Genomic DNA, 18175 nt, shown 5'->3' on the forward strand with positions numbered 1-18175 from the left:
GGCGAGGCTGGATTTGGCCCCGTCCGGCGGAGGGCCTGAGCCGCAGGTCGGGCGGAAGCCGCGCAGCGGCGCTTCCAGCCCGTCCGGCGGCACCTCCCACGACCGCTAGGCCGTAGCGGGAGATTGAGGGCACCGCGCGAAGCGCGGTACGCCCCCGCAGGGCGGTACGGGGCGCCGGGGCCTGCCCCGGTTTCAAGGAGCTGGCCCCCATGGCCGCCGGGCCGTAGGGAGGGTAGGGGACAGCCCGCCGCAGGCGGCGGCACCCCGACCCGCCTACCAGCTCGGAGGGCTCGCGATCGCCCGTGCCAGTACGTCGTCGAGGACGCGCGCCGTCGTCTCCACGTCGTACTTCGAGTTGTCGATGATCGGCAGGCCCGATCCGTACCACCCGGCCATTCGCCCGTGGATGCCGGCGACCTCCTCGTCCGACAGGCGTCGGTTGCCGCTGCGCTCCGCGTTGCGTTCGAGGACGATCTCGAGGCCGGGCAGGAGCACCACCGGCAGCAGGCCGGGGCCGACATGGCGTTTCCAGCCGCCGAGGCCGACGGCGGGGCGGTCGGGGAAGACCGCGTCGTCGAGGATGCAGGAGATCCCGTTGGCCAGGAAGTTACGGGCGGCGAAGCCGCAGGTGCGGCGGGCGAGGCGGTACTGGGCCTCGGAGTTGTCGTTCCAGCCGGACTGGGGGTCGGCGAAGCCGGAGCACACCCATTCCCGGACGTCGTCGAGGCTGATGTGCGCCGTCGGCACCCGGCGGTGGTTGGCCCAGTGGCGGGCAACCGTGGTCTTTCCGGCGCCGGCCGGGCCGATCAGCAGCACGGCGAGCATGGCCGTGCCGGTGCCGCTGTCCGCCGGGGGCGGGGCGGGTATGGGGACCGGCCCGCCGGGCGGGAGCTGGATGTGGCCCGTCGTCTCGCGGGAGGGCTGCGGCGGGGCGCCGTGCAGTGCCGGGCCGGGCCGGCCGGGAGGCGCCGAGGGCCCCGCCGGGGAGCCCTGCGGCGGTGGCGGCGGAGGGCCGGCGGGCGCCGCCGGCGGTGGCGGTGGCGGCCCCGCGGGAAGCCCGGGGCCCGGGTGCTGCGCACCGTGTATCCATCCGGTCGGTCCCTGCCCCGGTCCGTGGGGCGGCGGCAGCGGAGCCCCCACTGCGTGCTGCATCCGGTGCCACTCCGTCTCGTACGACTGACGCTCTGTCGGACGGCCGACACGGCCGTCGTGCTACCGAACGGTACCCTCCCGGTGCCGCTCGGATGTGCGACCGGGCCCGGCCGCCGTAGCGACAACGACCCAGGGCGGCTCGAAGTGCCCTGCTCCACGCGGCGGCGCGTCAGCCGTCGAGTTCCTCCGCCAGCGCGCGCAGCGCGAGCCGGTAGGAGCCGATGCCGAAGCCGGCCACCGTGCCGCTGGCGACCGCGGCCACCACGGAGGTGTGGCGGAAGGCCTCGCGGGTGTACGGGTTGGAGATGTGCACCTCGATGAGCGGGGCCGTGCGCTGGGCGGCGGCGTCGCGCATCCCGTACGAGTAGTGCGTGAAGGCACCGGGGTTCAGAACGACCGGAATTGAACCGTCCGCGGCCTCGTGCAGCCAGCGGATCATCTCGCCCTCGTCGTTCGTCTCGCGCACGTCGACATCGAAGCCGAGCTCCTTGCCGAGGGCCTGGCAGGTTTCCACCAGACCGGCGTAGGAGGTCGCGCCGTAGACGTCCGGCTCGCGGGAGCCGAGGCGGCCGAGGTTGGGGCCGTTGAGCACGAGCACCCGGCGGGTCACGCGGAGACCTCGCCGTAGGCGGCGAGCAGGACGGCCGGGTCGGGGCCCTCGAGCACGGTCGGCTTGGCCAGGCCGTCGAGGACGATGAAGCGCAGCAGGTTGCCGCGGGACTTCTTGTCGACCTTCATGGTCTCCAGCAGCTTGGGCCACTGGTCGCCGCGGTAGGTCAGCGGGAGCCCGACGGACTCGAGGACCGTGCGGTGCCGGTCGGCGGTGGCGTCGTCCAGCCGTCCGGCGAGACGGCCGAGTTCCGCGGCGAAGACCATGCCGACGGAGACGGCCGCGCCGTGCCGCCACTTGTAGCGCTCGTTCTTCTCGATGGCGTGCGCCAGGGTGTGCCCGTAGTTCAGGATCTCGCGGAGTCCGGACTCCTTGAGGTCGCTGGAGACGACGTCGGCCTTGACCTGGATGGAGCGCACGATCAGCTCGGCGGTGTGCGGACCGGCGGGCGTGCGGGCGCCCTGCGGGTCGGCCTCGACGAGGTCGAGGATGACCGGGTCGGCGATGAAGCCGGCCTTGATGATCTCCGCCATGCCGCTGACGTAGTCGTTGACCGGCAGCGAGTCGAGCGCCGCCAGGTCGCACAGCACACCGGCCGGCGGGTGGAACGCACCGACGAGGTTCTTGCCCTCCGCGGTGTTGATGCCGGTCTTTCCGCCCACGGCCGCGTCCACCATGCCGAGCACGGTCGTCGGGACGGCGATCCAGCGCACGCCGCGCAGCCAGCTCGCCGCGACGAACCCGGCGAGGTCGGTCGTGGCGCCGCCGCCGACGCCGACGATGACGTCCGTGCGGGTGAAACCGGTCTGGCCGAGCGCCTTCCAGCAGTACGCCGCGACCTCGACGGTCTTGGCCTCCTCCGCGTTGGGCACCTGGATCGCGACGGCCTCGTAGCCCTGGTCCGCGAGGTCCGCGCGCAGCGCCTCACCGGTCTCCGCGAGCGCCTCGGGGTGGAGCACCGCCACCCGCTGGGCCCTGGTCCCGATCAGGCCCGGCAGTTCGCCGAGCAGCTGCCGGCCGACCAGCACCTCGTACGGGTCCGTACCGGCCGTTCCGCCGACCTGGATACGGGTCACTGCCTGGTCAGTCATGCGTCCTTCAGCTCCAGTGCGTCGAGGACCGCCTGCGCGACCTCTTCGGGCGTGCGGTCGTCGGTGGCCACGACGACGCGGGCCACTTCGTTGTAGAGAGGCCGGCGGGCGTCCATCAGCTCGCGCCACTGCCGGCGGGGGTTGACGGCGAGCAGCGGGCGGGCCGTGTTCAGCCCGACGCGCTTCACCGCCTCTTCCACGTCCATCGACAGGTAGGCGACGGGCAGGCCGGTGAGCAGCGCGCGGGTCCCCTCGTCGAGGATCGCGCCGCCCCCGAGGGCGAGCACGCCCGGGTGCTCCGCGAGGGCGGACCGGACGGCCGCGCGCTCTAGGTCACGGAAGTGGTCCTCGCCGTCCTCGACGAAGATGTCGGAGATCTCGCGGCCCTCGGCGGCGACGATGTCCGCGTCGGTGTCCCGGAAGGCCACGCCGAGCCGGCCGGCGAGCAGCTCGCCGACCGTGGACTTGCCCGAGCCCATCGGCCCGACGAGGACGATCAGCGGGGCGCTCATCGGATGTGCAGGTTGTCGAGGTACGAGCGGACGTTGCGGCGGGTCTCCGTGACGCTGTCGCCACCGAACTTCTCGGCGACGGCGTCGGCGAGGACCAGCGCCACCATCGCCTCGGCGACGATCCCCGCGGCGGGCACCGCGCAGACGTCGGAACGCTGGTGGTGGGCGGCCGCGGGCTCGCCGGTCTCCACGTCGATGGTCCGCAGGGCGCGCGGCACGGTCGCAATGGGCTTCATCGCGGCGCGGACGCGCAGCAGCTCACCGGTGGACATGCCGCCCTCGGTGCCGCCGGACCGGCCGGACGTGCGGCGGATGCCCTCGTCGGTGGGAACGATCTCGTCGTGCGCCTTGGAGCCGGGTACGCGGGCGAGCTCGAAGCCGTCGCCGACCTCGACGCCCTTGATGGCCTGGATGCCCATGAGGGCCGCGGCGAGACGCGCGTCGAGCCTGCGGTCCCAGTGGACGTGCGAGCCGAGGCCGACCGGCACGTTGTACGCGAGGACCTCCACCACGCCGCCGAGGGTGTCGCCGTCCTTGTGGGCCTGGTCGATCTCGGCGACCATCGCCTTGCTCGCGTCGGCGTCCAGGCAGCGGACCGGGTCGGCGTCCAGGCGCTCCTCGTCGGCGGGGACGGGAACGACACCGTACGGGGCCTTGGCCGCGGCCAGCTCGACCACGTGGGAGACGATCTCGATGCCCGTCGTCTCCTTCAGGTACGAACGGGCCACCGCGCCCAGGGCGACCCGGGCCGCGGTCTCACGGGCGCTCGCGCGCTCCAGGATCGGGCGGGCCTCTTCGAGCGCGTACTTCTGCATGCCGGCGAGGTCGGCGTGACCGGGCCGGGGCCGTGTCAGAGGGGCGTTACGGGCCAGCTGGGCAAGCTCGTCGGGGTCGACGGGGTCGGCCGCCATGACCTTCTCCCACTTCGGCCACTCGGTGTTGCCGACCATGACCGCCACCGGCGAGCCCATGGTCAGTCCGTGGCGCACACCGCCGATGAAGGTGACCTCGTCGCGTTCGAACTTCATCCGGGCACCGCGACCGTAACCGAGGCGCCGCCTCGCGAGGTGGTCCGCCACCATGTCGGTGGTGATCGGCACACCGGCGGGAAGACCCTCCAGCGTCGCCACCAGTGCGGGTCCGTGCGACTCGCCCGCGGTCAGCCAACGCAACCTGCTCAACGGTGCTCCTCATGCTCGCGCGTGGAACTGCGACGGCGTCGGCCTGGGGAAACCTCCCGGCAGCGGCCGGGGAGGCGCGACCCTGGCCCGCCTCCCTCGATCCTCCCACGTCCACACCCCGCTCCCGGCCACCGGTCCACCTGGCGGACGCCCGTGGACAGCCGGTCCCGAGCCGGTCAGACGCCGTCGCGGCGCTGCTGGGGCGCGTACGCCCCCAGGTAGTCGGCGCCGCTGGGCTGCTGCGGGGCCTGCTGGGCGGGGGCCTGCGGGCCGAGGAAGTCGGCGCCGCTGGGCTGCTGCGGGGCCTGCTGGGCGGGGGCCTGCGGGCCGAGGAAGTCGGCGCCGCTGGGCTGCTGCGAAGCCTGCTGGGCCTGCTGGCCAGGGGCGTACGGGCCGAGGAACGCGGCACCGCTGGGCTGCTGCGGGGCCTGCTGGGCAGGGGCGTACGGGCCGAGGAAGTCAGCACCGCTGCCCTGGTTGCCGGGTGCCACGGGCACGGGCTGAGGGTTGCGCGCGGCGCGGCGCCGGGCGATCTTCTTGCGGATCGAGGACACCCAGCCGAGGAGGACCAGCAGGATGATCAGGCAGATGATCGGGATCTGCAGCCAGTCGGGCAGGAACGAGACGATGCCCTCGAAGATGTTCTTGGCGATCGACGCCTGCGGCTGACCGGTTTCCATGGCCGGGCTCCCCCTGTGCTGTTGACGTGCCCCTGATCGAACGCGCCGATCCTAGCGGGCTCGGAGCGCGTCTTCGCCAGCGGTCCGCATCGCCCGTAGCGGCGCGGGTGAGCGGCCCGTCATCTGCTCGACCTGGAACACCGCCTGGTGCACCAGGAGGTCGAGTCCACCCACGACCCCGCCACCGTTGCCCGACCAGGCAGCCGCCAGGACCGTCGGCCACGGGTCGTAGAGCACGTCGAAGAGGGTGCCGGGCGCGGCCGGGACCTCGGCCGCGAGGGCGTCGGTCGTGCCGGCAGGCGTGGTGGCGATCACGAGGGGCGCGTGCAGTGCCTCGGCCGCCGCCGACCAGTCGGCGGTGCGGACGTCCACGCCCAGTCGCTCGCCCCAGCCGCGCATCTCGGCGGCCCGCGCCTCGCTGCGCACGTACGCCGTCACCGGGCCGGTGCAGACACGCGCCAGGGCGGCGACCGCGGAGGAGGCGGTGGCCCCGGCGCCGAGGATCGCGGCGGAGTCCACCGTCTCGACGCCTCGCTCGCGCAGCGCCGCGATCATGCCGGGGATGTCGGTGTTGTCGCCGACCCGGCGGCCGTCGTCGGTGAACACGACGGTGTTGACGGCCTCGACGGAAGCAGCGGTGTCACTGATCCCGTCGAGCAGCGGGATGATCGCCCGCTTGAGCGGCATCGTCAGCGACAGGCCGGCCCATGACGCGTCGAGCTCCGCGACGAAGTCCGGCAGGGTGGCCTCGTCGACCTCGAACCGGTCGTAGGACCAGTCGTCGAGGCCGAGTTCGGCGTAGGCGGCGCGGTGCAGCACCGGGGACAGCGAGTGCGCGATGGGCGAGCCGAGGACGGCCGCCCGGCGGGGCGGCGCCATCAGTTGCCCCGCGAGTCGTTGAACTTGTCCACCAGCTTCTGGTGCTCGGCGAGCGTCTTCGCGAACTCGGTCTTGTTCATGCCGTCCGTGGCCACGAAGTACAGCCAGCCGTCGTCCGTCGGGTTGAGGGCCGCCGTCAGGGCCTCGTTGCCCGGGTTGCTGATGGGCCCCGGGGTCAGACCCCGCTGGGTGTACGTGTTGTACGGGTCCTGGTTGCTGTTGATCTCGTCCTCAGAGATGTCGATCTTGCTCTGTCCCTTGAGGTAGTTGAAGGCGGAGTCGAACTGGAGCAGTTGGTTCGTCTCGGTGTTCTCGGGCTTGAGACGGTTGTAGATGACCTCGGACATCTTGCGGAAGTCGTCGTGCGTCTTGCCCTCGACCTGGACCAGGCTGGCCAGCGTGAGCAGCTCCCACGGGTTCTCGAGGCCGAGGCCCTTCGCCTTGGACTCGAGGCCGGCCTTCTCGTACTCCTGGTTGGCACGGGCGACCATCTTCTTGAGGATCGCCTCCGGCTTGTCGCCCTTCGAGACCGGGTAGGCGGCAGGGAAGAGGAAGCCCTCGAGCGGGTCCTTGACGTCCTTGTGGTTCTTCGCCCAGTCGGGCAGCCCGAGACTGTCGGCCTTGGCCTCCGCGACCGACTCCGTCGTTCCCGGCTTGAGGTTGAGTTTCTTGTCTATCGACGTGTAGACGGCGGCGTTGCGGGTGCCCTCGGGGATCGTCAGGTTGTTGCGGCTGGCGGGGTTGAGCATCGACTCGACCGCGCTCTTGGCCGACTGCTCCTTCTTCAGGACGTAGACGCCGTCCTGGATGGTGCCGCCCTTGGGATTCTTGGCCTGAGCGGAGACGAACGCATCGACGCTCTTGACCACGCCGAGTTCCTTGAGGATGTTCCCGATCTCGCTGCCCGTGGCGCCCTTGGGGATCGTCACCTCGACGGTCGCGCCGACACCGGTGCCCTCGAAGTCCTCCGGCTCACCGAACTGGCCCTGAACGAACTGGTAGCCGAAGTAGCCGACGGTCCCGAGGCCGCCCACGAGGACCGCGGCGACCACCAGGCATGCCAGGCCGTTGCGGCTGCCCTTCTTCTTGGTCCCCTTGCCACGGCGGTCGCGCCCGCCGCCTTCGCCGCCGCCCCGCGCCTCTTCGTCGTGGCCGTCGTCCTCGTCGCGGCTGTCGTCGCCGGTGAAGAAGGGGTGGGTCTCCTCCTGTGCGGCTTCGGCGTCCCAGTCGGTGGCCGGCTCGGGCTCCGCGCGGCGCCGGCCGGGCGGCTGCGGCGGCGGGTAGGCGTCGGGCGTGCCGTAGTAGTCGGCTTCCTGGCGGGTGGCGTACCCGGCGGGCTCGCCGCCGTAGGTGGCCGACGGGTCGGAGCCGTACGGCGCCGCGGAGTGCTGACCGGTGTCCCAGCCGCCGCCGTCGTGGTGCTGCTGTGGCTGCTGGTTCCGGGGCTGCTGCTGGTACGGATCCTGGTACTGCTGCTGACCGCCCTGCTGGTACGGGTCGTGGTACTGGCCCTGGCCGGTGTCGTACTGGCCCTGGGCGTACTGGCCCTGGGCGTACTGGCCCTGCCCCGTGTGGTACTGGCCCTGCCCGGTGTCGTACTGGCCCTGGGGGTACTGGCCCTGCCCCGTGTCGTACTGGCCCTGGGGGTACTGGCCCTGCCCCGTGTCGTACTGGCCCTGCTGCGCCTGCGGGTACTGCTGCTGCGGATCGCCTCCGTGCGGAGCATGACCGGCCGCGGGCTGCTGTCCTCCCCACCCCTGATCCCCGTACAAAGGGTCCTCAGGGTGCCACGGTTCGGAGCCGGGGCCCCGGCCATACTCAGTCATCGATCCCCTAGGGCCGCGAGACGGCGCGGAACGTTCCGCCTCTTTTCTGTGCGGCGGCTGTTCGAACACCGCCGCATCGCGCGGAACGTTACCGTATCGCGATCAGACAATCGGTTCGACGCCCTCTCCCGGGGCATTGCCTGACGTCCGTTCGGACTCCAGAGCGTTCTGAAGGATCACCACAGCGGCAGCCTGGTCGATGACGGACCTGCCCTTTTTGGACTTCACGCCCGAAGCACGCAGTCCCTGAGTGGCCGTCACTGTGGTCATCCTCTCGTCGACCAACCGGACGGGCACCGGATTGACGCCCTGTGCGAGTGTCTGCGCGAAGCTCCGGATCTTCTTGGCCGCCGGCCCTTCCCGTCCGCTGAGCGAGCGGGGCAGGCCGACCACGACCTCGATCGGCTCGTACTCCTCCACCAGCTGGCGCAGCCGCCGGTGGGCGGCCGGGACGTCACGTCCCGGCACGGTCTCCACCGGCGTGGCGAGGAGCCCGTCGGGGTCGCACGAGGCGACCCCGATCCGGGCGTCCCCGACGTCGATCGCGAGGCGACGTCCGCGGCGCATCTGCGGCCTGTCCTCGGTCACGCGGTCTCGGCGACGAGGCGCTCGACGGCGGCCACGGCGTCACCGATGGCGTCCGGGTTCTGGCCGCCGCCCTGGGCGACGTCGGGCTTGCCGCCGCCGCCTCCGCCGAGCGTCTTGGCGGCGGTACGGACCAGGTCACCGGCCTTGAGGCCGCGCTCGCGGGCGGCCTCGTTGGTGGCGACCACGGTCAGCGGGCGGTCGTTGGCCACGGTGAACAGCGCCACCACGGCGGGCCGGTCGGCGGGGATACGGCCGCGCACGTCGAGGACCAGCTTGCGCAGGTCGTCGGCGGACGTGCCGTCCGGGACGGTGCCCGTGACGAGGGCGACGCCGCGGACGTCCTTGGCGCCCTCGGCGAGCCCGGCGGCGGCGCCGAGCACCTTCTCCGCGCGGAACTTCTCGATCTCCTTCTCGGCGTCCTTCAGCTTGCCGAGCATGGCGGCGATCTTCTCCGGCAGCTCCTCGGAGCGGCCCTTGACCAGCTCCTGCAGCTGGGCGACGACCGTGTGCTCCTTGGCGAGGAAGTTGTACGCGTCGACGCCGACGAGGGCCTCGACCCGGCGCACGCCGGAGCCGATGGAGGACTCGCCGAGCAGCTTCACCAGACCCAGCTGGGCGGTGTTGTGGACGTGCGTGCCGCCGCACAGCTCCTTGGAGAAGTCGCCGATGGTCACGACGCGGACCCGCTCGCCGTACTTCTCGCCGAACTCGGCGATGGCGCCCTGCTTCTTGGCCTCGTCGATGCTCATGACCTCGGCGTGCACGTCGAGTTCACGGGCGAGGACCTCGTTGATCTTCTGTTCGACGTCGGTGAGGACCGTGCCGGGGACGGCGTTCGGCGAACCGAAGTCGAAGCGGAAGCGGCCCGGGGAGTTCTCCGAGCCGGCCTGGGCGGCCGTCGGGCCGAGGGCGTCGCGCAGGGCCTGGTGGGTCAGGTGGGTGGCGCTGTGGGCGCGGGCGATGGCCCGGCGGCGGCGTACGTCGATGATCGCGTAGGCGGAGGCGCCCACGGTGACCTCGCCGACCTGGACGACGCCCTTGTGGACGCTGACGCCCGGGACCGGCTGCTGCACGTCACGGACCTGGATGACGGCACCCGAGTGGAGCTTGATCCGGCCCTGGTCGGCTAGCTGACCGCCACCCTCGGCGTAGAACGGCGTGCGGTCGAGGACGACCTCGACCTCGTCGCCCTCGGAGGCGGCCGGGGAGGACACGCCGTCGACGAGCAGGCCGACGACGGTGGACTCGCCCTCGGTGGAGGTGTAGCCGGTGAACTCGGTGTTGCCCGAGGTGTCGGCGATCTCCCGGTAGGCCGTGAGGTTGGCGTGGCCGGTCTTCTTGGCCTTGGCGTCGGCCTTGGCCTTGTCCCGCTGCTCCTTCATCAGGCGGCGGAAACCGTCCTCGTCCACGGTCAGGCCCTGCTCGGCGGCCATCTCGAGGGTGAGGTCGATGGGGAAGCCCCAGGTGTCATGGAGCAGGAAGGCCTTGTCGCCGGGCAGGACGGTGCTGCCCTTGGCCTTGGTCTCCGTGACGGCGGTGTCGAGGATGTTGGTGCCGCTCTTGAGGGCCTTGAGGAAGGCGGCCTCCTCGGCGAGCGCGACGGTCTCGATCCGCTTGCGGTCGGTGATCAGCTCCGGGTACTGCTGCCCCATGGTGTCGATCACGACGTCGACGAGGTCCTTCACGACCGGGCCGGTGGCGCCCATGAGCCGCATGTTGCGGATGGCTCGGCGCATGATGCGGCGCAGCACGTAGCCGCGGCCCTCGTTGCCGGGGGTGACGCCGTCGCCGATGAGCATCGTGGAGGTGCGGATGTGGTCGGCGACCACGCGCATGGAGACGTCGGACTCGTGCTTGTCGCCGTAGCGGACGCCGGTCAGCTCGGTGGCCTTGTCCATGACGACGCGCAGGGTGTCGGTCTCGTACATGTTCTGCACGCCCTGCAGGATCATGGCAAGGCGTTCGAGACCGAGACCGGTGTCGATGTTCTTGCTCGGCAGGTCCCCGAGGATCGGGAAGTCCTCCTTGCCGTCGCCGGCGCCGCGCTCGTACTGCATGAAGACCAGGTTCCAGATCTCCACGTAGCGCTCGTCGTTGACGGCGGGGCCGCCCTCGGGGCCGAACTCCGGACCGCGGTCGTAGTTGATCTCGGAGCAGGGTCCGCAGGGGCCGGGGACGCCCATCGACCAGAAGTTGTCCTTCTTGCCGAGGCGCTGGATGCGCTCGGCGGGCACGCCGATCTTCTCGCGCCAGATCTGCTCGGCCTCGTCGTCGTCGAGGTAGACGGTGATCCAGAGCTTCTCCGGCTCGAGGCCGTAACCTCCCTTGTCCCGGGGGCTGGTGAGCAGCTCCCAGGCGAGCTCGATGGCGCCTTCCTTGAAGTAGTCACCGAACGAGAAGTTGCCGCACATCTGGAAGAACGTGCCGTGCCGGGTGGTCTTGCCGACCTCTTCGATGTCCGGCGTGCGCACGCACTTCTGCACGCTGGTCACCCGGGGGGCGGGGGGCTTGACCTCACCGAGGAAGTACGGCTTGAAGGGGACCATGCCCGCGGGGACGAGGAGCAGAGTCGGGTCGTCCGCGATGAGCGACGCCGAAGGCACGACGGTGTGCCCGCGCTCCTCGAAGAAGCTCAGCCAGCGGCGGCGGATTTCAGCCGACTCCATCAGTGGTCCTCATTCCGGTTGTACGAATGCTCGCCGTGCGGCTCTTCGCCGGGCGGCTGCTCGGTGTTCGAATGCTTGCGGTGCGACTTCCCGCCCGGCTTCCCGCCGTGCAGGTACGTGATCTGCGCGGGCTTTCCCCGCCCGAGCGCTGCCGGCCCCCGCTGGGCCGGCAGCTCGCCGTCGACGGGCGCGTGCAGCCCCAGTACCTCGGCGAGTTCGCCCTCGCGCTGCACCATCCCGGCGCGGACGTCGAGCGCGAAGTCCTTGAGCTTGTGGCCCGCGTCGACGGCCTTGTTCGCGGCCTGGGCGGCGAGGCTCTCGGGGGTGAGCTGCTTGAGCTTGCGGTTGACCTTGGTGGTGGCCCAAACGCCGGCTGCTGCGCCGGCGGTGAACCAGAACGTGCGGCGGAACATGGTGCTTCAGCCCTTCCGGTTCCAGCGCCGGGCGGCCGGCACGGTGCGGCCGACGATCACCGAACGGCGCGACGGCGCGGCGGGCTTGTCGTCGCCCTTGCGGCTCATGGCACGGCGGACGCCGTAGCCGAAGGCGGCCACCTTCACCAGCGGACCGCCGAACGTGGAGGCGACCGTCGTGGAGAGCGCGGAGGCGTTGGAGGTGACCTCCTGGACGTCGGTCGCGATGGCGTCCACCCGGTCGAGCTGGGTCTGCGCGGAGCGCACGGTCGCCGAGGCGTCGGCCAGCAGGGGCACCGCCTGTTCGGTCACGTCCGCCACGAGTTTGGTGGTCGCCCTGAGCGTCTGGGCCAGCCTCACGAGCACCACGGCGAGGAAGGAGACCAAGATCGCCCAGAAGACGGCCACCAGAATCCCGGCAACCTCTCCACCGGTCACTGCGCACCGCTCTCTGCATCGTCTTCGGGTGTACGGGAAATCGCCCTCCGAGCCTATCGCGCCCTCGACGGCGGCCCGTACCGCATTACTGGCGCGCTCCGGCCCGGTTCTCCGGGCCGATTGTACGCAGTGCTTACGCATGAGTACTCTGCGTGTCCTATGCGACGTCGCCACAGCAGTCTTCCCGCGGAACTGAACCGTTTCGTGGGTCGCAACGACGAGTTGTCCGCGCTCATCGGCGCCCTCGACAGCTCCCGTCTGATCACCGTCGTCGGACCGGGCGGCGTCGGCAAGTCCCGCCTGGCGGTGCACGCCGCGGCGGCCGTGCAGAATCGGTACGCCGACGGAGTGCGGCTGTGCGAACTGTCCCTGTTACGGGACCCCGATCTGCTGGCCCACGCCCTCGCGGAGAGCCTCGGCGTCACCGATCACACCTCCAGGCCGCCCCGCGAGGTCGTGACCGACGAACTCGCGGGCAGCAGCCTGCTGCTCGTCGTGGACGGCTTCGAGCAGATCGTCGACGAGTGCGCCGAGCTCCTACGGGACGTGCTGCGCCGCGCTCCCGGGGTGCAGGTCCTCGCGGTGGGCCGCAGACCGCTGCGGCTCGACGGGGAGCAGATCTTCGAGCTGGCCTCGATGACCGAGGAGGACGCCGCGGCGCTCTTCGAGGCCCGGGCCGCTGCCGTGCTGCCGAACCACCGTGCCACCGACGCCGAGCGGCCCGCGGTCCTCGAGGTGTGCCGCCGCCTCGAAAACATCCCGCTGGCGCTCGAACTCGCCGCCGGACGCCTGCCTGCGCTCTCCCTGGACCAGCTGCTGCACCGGCTCGACGACCGCTTCGGACTGCTCACCGGCGGCTGCCGGGGAGCCCTGCCGCGCCATCGCACCCTGCGTACCGCCGTCGGCTGGAGCCATGAGCTGTGCTCACCGGAGGAACGGCTTCTGTGGGCCCGGCTGTCGGTCTTCGCCGGACAGTTCGACCTGGACGCGGTCGAGTACATCTGCACCGGCCCGGACCTGCCCGCCGACGGCGTCCTCGACGTGCTCGGCGAGCTGGTCGCCCAGTCCGTGGTCTGCCGCGAGGAGACGCCGGCCGGCCTGCGTTACCGCCTGCTGGACACGCTCCGGGAGTACGGGGCGGAGTGGCTTCGCGCGATCGGCGACGCGGAGCGGCTGCGCAGACGGCACCGCGACTGGTACATGGGGCTCGCCACCTGGTGCGAACTGGAATGGTTCAGCCCGCGTCAGGCGGAGGTGGCGGCATGCGCCGACAGCGCGCTCCCCAATCTGCGGGCGGCGCTCGAACTGTGCCTGGAACAGCCGGAGGACGCCCATCTGGGCCGGCATCTGGCAGGGACCCTCTGGTTCTACTGGGTCGGCTGCGGCCGGCTCGCCGAGGGCCGGCACTGGCTCGACCGGTGCCTCGCCCATGAATCGGGGCACGAGGAGACACGGCTCAAAGCGCTGTGGGTGCTCGGCTACGTGGCGATCCTGCAGGGCGACCCGGCGGCCGCGGCGGCCGCGCTGCACGAGTGCGCCGAGCGGGCGGACCGGGCGCAGGACCGGCTCGCCGCCGCCTATGCGAGGCACCGCAAGGGCTGCCTGGCCCTGCTCTCCGACGAGATGCCGCGCGCCGAGGGTCTGCTGCGCTCGGCGCTCGCCTCGTACGAGGAACTGGGCGAGCTCAACAGCAACGTCCTGATGGGCCGGGTCGAACTGGCGATGACGCTGGTCTTCCAGGACCGGCTGGACGCGGCGGTCACGCTGTGCGAGGCCGTCAAGGAGGTCTGCGAGGACCACGGCGAGCAGTGGGCCCGCGCGTACGCGCTCTATGTGCTCGCCTACGCGGCCTGGGAGTCGAACACGTACGACAGGGCACGGGAGTTGCTGAACGAGTGCGTCGCCATCGACCACCGGTTCAACGACCTCGTCGGTCTGGTCCTGGCCCTCGAGCTGCTGGCTCTGGTGACGGCCAGCGAGGGGGATCCGGCGGAGGCCGCGGTCCTGCAGGGCGCGGCGGCCACGCTCTGGGGCTCGGTGGGCCCCTCCCTGTTCGGCTCCGGCTATTTCGGTGCACCGCGCGCCCTGTCCGAGGAGCGGGCGAGACGGCTGCTGGGTGACGAGCGGTTCGAGGAGTGCGTACGCGACGGCCGGGGGCTCTCCCTCGACGCGGCGGTGCAGCGTGCGCTCGCGGCGCCCGGCGGCCCCCGGCCGGGGCTGGTCGGTACGCAGCGGGTACGGCCCCGGGAAACGCGGGAGCCCGCCAACTCCCCCACCGGGAACGGTGGGGAAGCGGCGGGCTGAAGCGCTGCGAGCGGCCGACTCCCCCGGCTGGTGCCGGGAGGGACCGCCAGGATCAGCGGGCGTAGTACTCGACGACGAGCTGCTCGTCGCAGATGACCGGAACTTCCTTGCGCTGCGGGTCGCGGTCCAGGCGGAACGCCAGGGCCTTGAGGTTGACCTGCAGGTAGCGCGGGGTCTCACCGTCGGCGGCGAAGCCACCCTCGCGGGCGACCTGGAAGAGGGTCTTCTCGCGGGAGCGCTCGCGGACCATCACGACGTCGTCGGGACGGACGCGGAAGGACGGCTTGTCGACCTTGCCGCCGTTGACCTCGATGTGGCCGTGGACGACCATCTGACGGGCCTGGTAGATGGTGCGGGCGATGCCCGAACGCAGGACCAGGGCGTCGAGGCGGCGCTCGAGCTCGACGACCAGCGCCTCGCCGGTCTTGCCCTCGGCCTTGCGCGCGCGGTCGTAGGCGCGGGCCATCTGCTTCTCGCTGATGTCGTACTGCGCACGCAGGCGCTGCTTCTCGAGCAGACGGACCTTGTAGTCCGAGTTCTGCTTGCGGCCACGGCCGTGCTCGCCCGGCGGGTAGGGGCGGGCTTCGAAGTACTTGACGGCCTTCGGCGTCAGCGCAATACCGAGCGCACGCGACTTCTTGACCTTGGGACGCGACTGGTTAGGCACGTTCTCCAGACCTCCGTTGTAGGTTAGGTTAGGCTCACCTTACTCAAGGAGATCGCATGTCTCGCCCTGGGAACACCAAGCGCATCACGGACAGCACAAACAACGCCGATGCCTCTTCGGGCATCGAGGTGACGGAGGTCCGATCAGCTCATGGTCAGCCGCGTCCCAGCGGGCTTGAAATCACTCGGATGCCGTCAGCAGCCGAGCGCACACGAACTCTCGTACAGAGTACATGCTCAGCGGTGCTGCTCGTCCCGGGGCTGGAGGGCGCCCGGCCGGAGCAGCTGAGCCCCCACGCCAGGGCGGTCGGCACCGACGGCGAGGTCTTCCTGCTGTTCGCCGCCGACTCGCCCGCCGTGCGGGCCGCGACCCACGCACAGGACGACGAGCTGTCGGCGGTACTGGAGCTCACCGACGTCGCCCCCGTCGCCGTGCGCGACCGTATCCGGGGCCGCGCCTGGGTCTCCGGCTGGCTGACCAGCGTCCCGGGCCTGGCGGCCGAGCCCGGGTACATGATGCTGCGTCTCGAGGTCGGCGAGGCGAGCGTCGACGATCTGTGGGGTACCGCCCGCGTGGAACCCGAGGATTTCGCGAACGCGGCCGTCGACCCCCTCGTCTCCCACGAGACCGAACTGCTCCAGCACCTGCACTCCGCGCACAGCGACCAGGTGCAGGCCCTGGGCTCACTGCTCGGCGAGCGGGAAGGAACAGCCGCCGAGGAAGGACGGCGAGCGGTACCGCTGGCGCTGGACCGGTTCGGGCTGCGGGTGCGGTTCACCGGCGAGCGCTGCTTCGACGCCCGCTTCGACTTCCCCGCACCCGTCGCGGACGTGACCGAGCTGCGCCGCGCGATGCACACACTGTTCGAGGCGGCGTCCCTCTGACGCCGCTCAGTCCTCCTCGCCGCGCAGGCGCGCACGCACCTTCTCCACGACGTCCGCGTACCGCGCCTCCGCGCCGTACCGCGTCGGTTCGTAGTAACGCTTGCCGTGGACGGCGTCCGGTGCGTACTGCTGGGCCGCGATACCGCCGGGGACGTCGTGCGGATAGACGTAGCCCTGGGCGTGGCCCAGTTTCGCGGCCCCCTTGTAGTGGCCGTCACGCAGATGACGCGGGACCGGGCCGGCCAGGCCGTTGCGCACGTCCTGCTGGGCCGCGGAGATCGCCGTCGTCGCCGCGTTCGACTTGGGGGCGAGCGCGAGGGCGATCGTGGCATGGCTGAGGGTCAGCGCCGCCTCGGGGAAACCGATCATGGCGACGGCCTGGGCCGCCGCCACCGCCGTCGGCAGCGCGGTCGGATCCGCCAGACCGATGTCCTCGCTGGCCGAGATCATCAGCCGCCGGGCGATGAACCGCGGGTCCTCCCCCGCCTCGATCATCCGCGCCAGATAGTGCAGTGCCGCGTCCACGTCGGAACCACGGATCGACTTGATGAGCGCGCTGGCGACGTCGTAGTGCTGGTCGCCGTCGCGGTCGTACTTCACCGCCGCCCGGTCGACCGTCTCCTCCACGGTCACCAGGCTGATCCCGTCCTCGCCCTTGTCGAGGGCCGCACCGGCCGCGGCCTCCAGGGCCGTCAGCGCCCGGCGGGCATCGCCGCCCGCGATGCGCAGCAGATGCGCCTCCGCCTCCTCGGGGAGCGACACGGCACCGCCGAGTCCCCGCTCCTCGGTGAGCGCCCGGCGCAACAGGCCGCGGACGTCGTCGTCGGTCAGCGGCTCCAGGGTGAGCAGCAGCGAACGGGAGAGCAGCGGGGAGATCACCGAGAAGTACGGATTCTCGGTAGTGGCGGCGATCAGCGTGACCCAGCGGTTCTCGACCGCGGGCAGCAGCGAGTCCTGCTGGGCCTTGGAGAAGCGGTGGATCTCGTCGAGGAAGAGGACGGTCTCCTTGCCGAAGCCGCCCGCCGCGCGCTTGGCGCCCTCGATGACGGCCCGGACCTCCTTGACGCCCGCGGTGATCGCGGAGAGCTCGACGAAGCGCTTGTTCGTCGCCTTGGAGACCACATAAGCCAGCGTGGTCTTGCCCGTGCCGGGCGGGCCCCAGAGGATCACGGACGAGACGCCGGCCGGCCCTCCCCCGCCGCCTTCGCCGACCAGGCGGCGCAGCGGTGAACCGGGCTTGAGCAGATGCCGCTGGCCGACGACCTCGTCGAGGATGCGCGGGCGCATCCGGACCGCCAGTGGACTGCTGGTCGGGTCCTTCTCCTGGCGTTCTTCGGCTGCGGCGGTAAAGAGGTCGGGCTCCACGCTGTGAAGCCTATGTCAGCCCACTGACAGCGCCGGATCCGGTCAGGAGGTCCAGAAGTCCCACCAGCGGGTCAGGATCAGCATGCCGATCACGCCGGTGTGCAGGACGGGCAGCACCCAGGTGAACTCGTCGAGGAAGCCGCGCAGCCAGGACGGCGCGGGCAGCAGCCCGTGGCGGACGTTGTGCGAGGTCACGTACCAGAACATGAAGATCGTGGCGACCCAGGCCAGGCAGCACCACAGGCACAGCGCGTTGATCTCGTACAGCGACTGCTGCATCAGCCAGGTGCAGAAGCCGACGCCGAAGAGGGTGCCCGCGTTGAAGGTCAGCCAGTACCAGCGGCGGAACCGGGCACCGGCGAGCAGGCTCATGCCGACGCAGACCACGATGCCGTAGGTCACCAGTCCGAGCATCGGGTTGGGAAAGCCGAAGGCCGCGGCCTGGTCGCTCTCCATGACGCTGCCGCAGGAGACCACCGGGTTGAGGCTGCACCCCGGGGTGAAGGTGGTGCCGGCGATCTTCGCCTCGAGGATCTTGAACTTGTCGATCGTGATGACCCACGCGGCCAGCACACCGGCGGCGCCGGTGACGACGAGCAGCCAGGCGAAGGCCCTGCTTGCGCCGACCCTGCGCCCACCGGGTGCCTCCTCGTCGGGGGACACGTCTTTGGCCGCTGCACTCGTCATTTCGCCGTTCCATCGCTCCGGGGCTGTTGGGCACGGCCATTCTGCCGCACCGGTACGGATCTTCTCCGTTCGATCCGGATAAGGAAGATCCGCTCCGGCCGGGCCGCCGGGCCCGTAACAGAGCGGGGGCCCGGGGCCCGGGGCCGCCCCGGGCCCCCCCGTCCGCCGGTTCAGGCCCGACCGCGCGGGGGCTCAGGCGAGCCGGCGGCGCAGGCGGGTGACGGCCTCGGCG

Annotated in this window: 17 protein-coding genes; 2 read left to right on the top strand and 15 right to left on the bottom strand. The window is 71.3% G+C overall.

Features of this window, described 5'->3' with window-relative positions; all coding sequences use genetic code 11:
- Positions 1-273: 273 nt before the first annotated feature.
- The 12 genes from ACWGH4_RS13700 to ACWGH4_RS13755 all read right to left on the bottom strand — a co-directional run bounded on the left by ACWGH4_RS13700 (position 274) and on the right by ACWGH4_RS13755 (position 12036).
- Entirely contained in the window at positions 274-1152 is an 879-nt protein-coding gene (locus ACWGH4_RS13700) for a Pro-rich N-terminal domain-containing protein (RefSeq protein ID WP_453459702.1), read from the bottom strand.
- Between the two features lie 169 nt (positions 1153-1321).
- Positions 1322-1762: a type II 3-dehydroquinate dehydratase gene (locus ACWGH4_RS13705; RefSeq protein ID WP_453459705.1), complete on the bottom strand. Its 441-nt coding sequence runs from the start codon at positions 1760-1762 to the stop codon at positions 1322-1324.
- Entirely contained in the window at positions 1759-2853 is a 1095-nt protein-coding gene (gene aroB, locus ACWGH4_RS13710; protein WP_441265282.1) for a 3-dehydroquinate synthase, read from the bottom strand. The genes ACWGH4_RS13705 and aroB overlap by 4 nt, the downstream gene beginning before the upstream one ends.
- Complete coding sequence (locus ACWGH4_RS13715; RefSeq protein ID WP_441265283.1) at positions 2850-3365, bottom strand: shikimate kinase; 516 nt, start codon at positions 3363-3365, stop codon at positions 2850-2852. The genes aroB and ACWGH4_RS13715 overlap by 4 nt, the downstream gene beginning before the upstream one ends.
- Positions 3362-4546 (bottom strand): chorismate synthase, encoded by a 1185-nt coding sequence (gene aroC, locus ACWGH4_RS13720; protein WP_441265284.1) that lies wholly within the window; start codon positions 4544-4546, stop codon positions 3362-3364. Before aroC ends, ACWGH4_RS13715 begins: the two co-directional genes overlap by 4 nt.
- A 176-nt stretch (positions 4547-4722) precedes the next feature.
- Complete coding sequence (locus ACWGH4_RS13725; protein WP_453459710.1) at positions 4723-5226, bottom strand: hypothetical protein; 504 nt, start codon at positions 5224-5226, stop codon at positions 4723-4725.
- 51 nt (positions 5227-5277) lie between these two features.
- Positions 5278-6105 carry a shikimate dehydrogenase gene (locus tag ACWGH4_RS13730; protein WP_453459713.1) on the bottom strand — a complete coding sequence of 276 codons (828 nt, stop codon included), beginning with the start codon at positions 6103-6105 and terminating at the stop codon, positions 5278-5280.
- On the bottom strand, positions 6105-7931 hold the full coding sequence (gene mltG / locus ACWGH4_RS13735) for an endolytic transglycosylase MltG (protein WP_453459717.1): 1827 nt from the start codon (positions 7929-7931) through the stop codon (positions 6105-6107). The genes ACWGH4_RS13730 and mltG overlap by 1 nt, the downstream gene beginning before the upstream one ends.
- 102 nt (positions 7932-8033) lie before the next feature.
- Positions 8034-8498 (bottom strand): Holliday junction resolvase RuvX, encoded by a 465-nt coding sequence (gene ruvX, locus ACWGH4_RS13740; protein ID WP_453459720.1) that lies wholly within the window; start codon positions 8496-8498, stop codon positions 8034-8036.
- A 17-nt stretch (positions 8499-8515) separates the two neighbouring features.
- On the bottom strand, positions 8516-11185 hold the full coding sequence (gene alaS, locus ACWGH4_RS13745; RefSeq protein WP_453459723.1) for an alanine--tRNA ligase: 2670 nt from the start codon (positions 11183-11185) through the stop codon (positions 8516-8518).
- Positions 11185-11598: a hypothetical protein gene (locus tag ACWGH4_RS13750; protein WP_453459726.1), complete on the bottom strand. Its 414-nt coding sequence runs from the start codon at positions 11596-11598 to the stop codon at positions 11185-11187. The genes alaS and ACWGH4_RS13750 overlap by 1 nt, the downstream gene beginning before the upstream one ends.
- A gap of 6 nt (positions 11599-11604) precedes the next feature.
- A complete protein-coding gene (locus tag ACWGH4_RS13755; protein ID WP_441265291.1) occupies positions 11605-12036 on the bottom strand; it encodes a DUF948 domain-containing protein in 432 nt (143 codons plus the stop codon).
- A gap of 159 nt (positions 12037-12195) precedes the next feature.
- Between ACWGH4_RS13755 and ACWGH4_RS13760 the strand changes: the two genes are divergently transcribed.
- Complete coding sequence (locus tag ACWGH4_RS13760) at positions 12196-14340, top strand: ATP-binding protein (RefSeq protein WP_453459729.1); 2145 nt, start codon at positions 12196-12198, stop codon at positions 14338-14340.
- A 52-nt stretch (positions 14341-14392) separates the two neighbouring features.
- Here ACWGH4_RS13760 and rpsD read toward each other — a convergent pair whose 3' ends face one another.
- A complete protein-coding gene (rpsD, locus tag ACWGH4_RS13765) occupies positions 14393-15007 on the bottom strand; it encodes a 30S ribosomal protein S4 (protein ID WP_005319815.1) in 615 nt (204 codons plus the stop codon).
- 188 nt (positions 15008-15195) lie between these two features.
- On the opposite strand from rpsD, the gene ACWGH4_RS13770 reads away from it, so the two are divergent.
- Positions 15196-15891, top strand: coding sequence for a DUF2470 domain-containing protein (locus ACWGH4_RS13770; protein ID WP_453459733.1), 696 nt, complete (start codon positions 15196-15198; stop codon positions 15889-15891).
- Between the two features lie 6 nt (positions 15892-15897).
- On the opposite strand, the gene ACWGH4_RS13775 is transcribed toward ACWGH4_RS13770, so the two are convergent.
- Positions 15898-17256, bottom strand: a complete 1359-nt coding sequence (locus ACWGH4_RS13775; protein ID WP_441265294.1) for an AAA family ATPase — start codon at positions 17254-17256, stop codon at positions 15898-15900.
- 42 nt (positions 17257-17298) lie between these two features.
- A complete protein-coding gene (locus ACWGH4_RS13780) occupies positions 17299-17943 on the bottom strand; it encodes a vitamin K epoxide reductase family protein (RefSeq protein WP_453459737.1) in 645 nt (214 codons plus the stop codon).
- Positions 17944-18175: the final 232 nt, after the last annotated feature.

The sequence above is a fragment of the Streptomyces sp. NPDC054847 genome, from assembly GCF_053610925.1.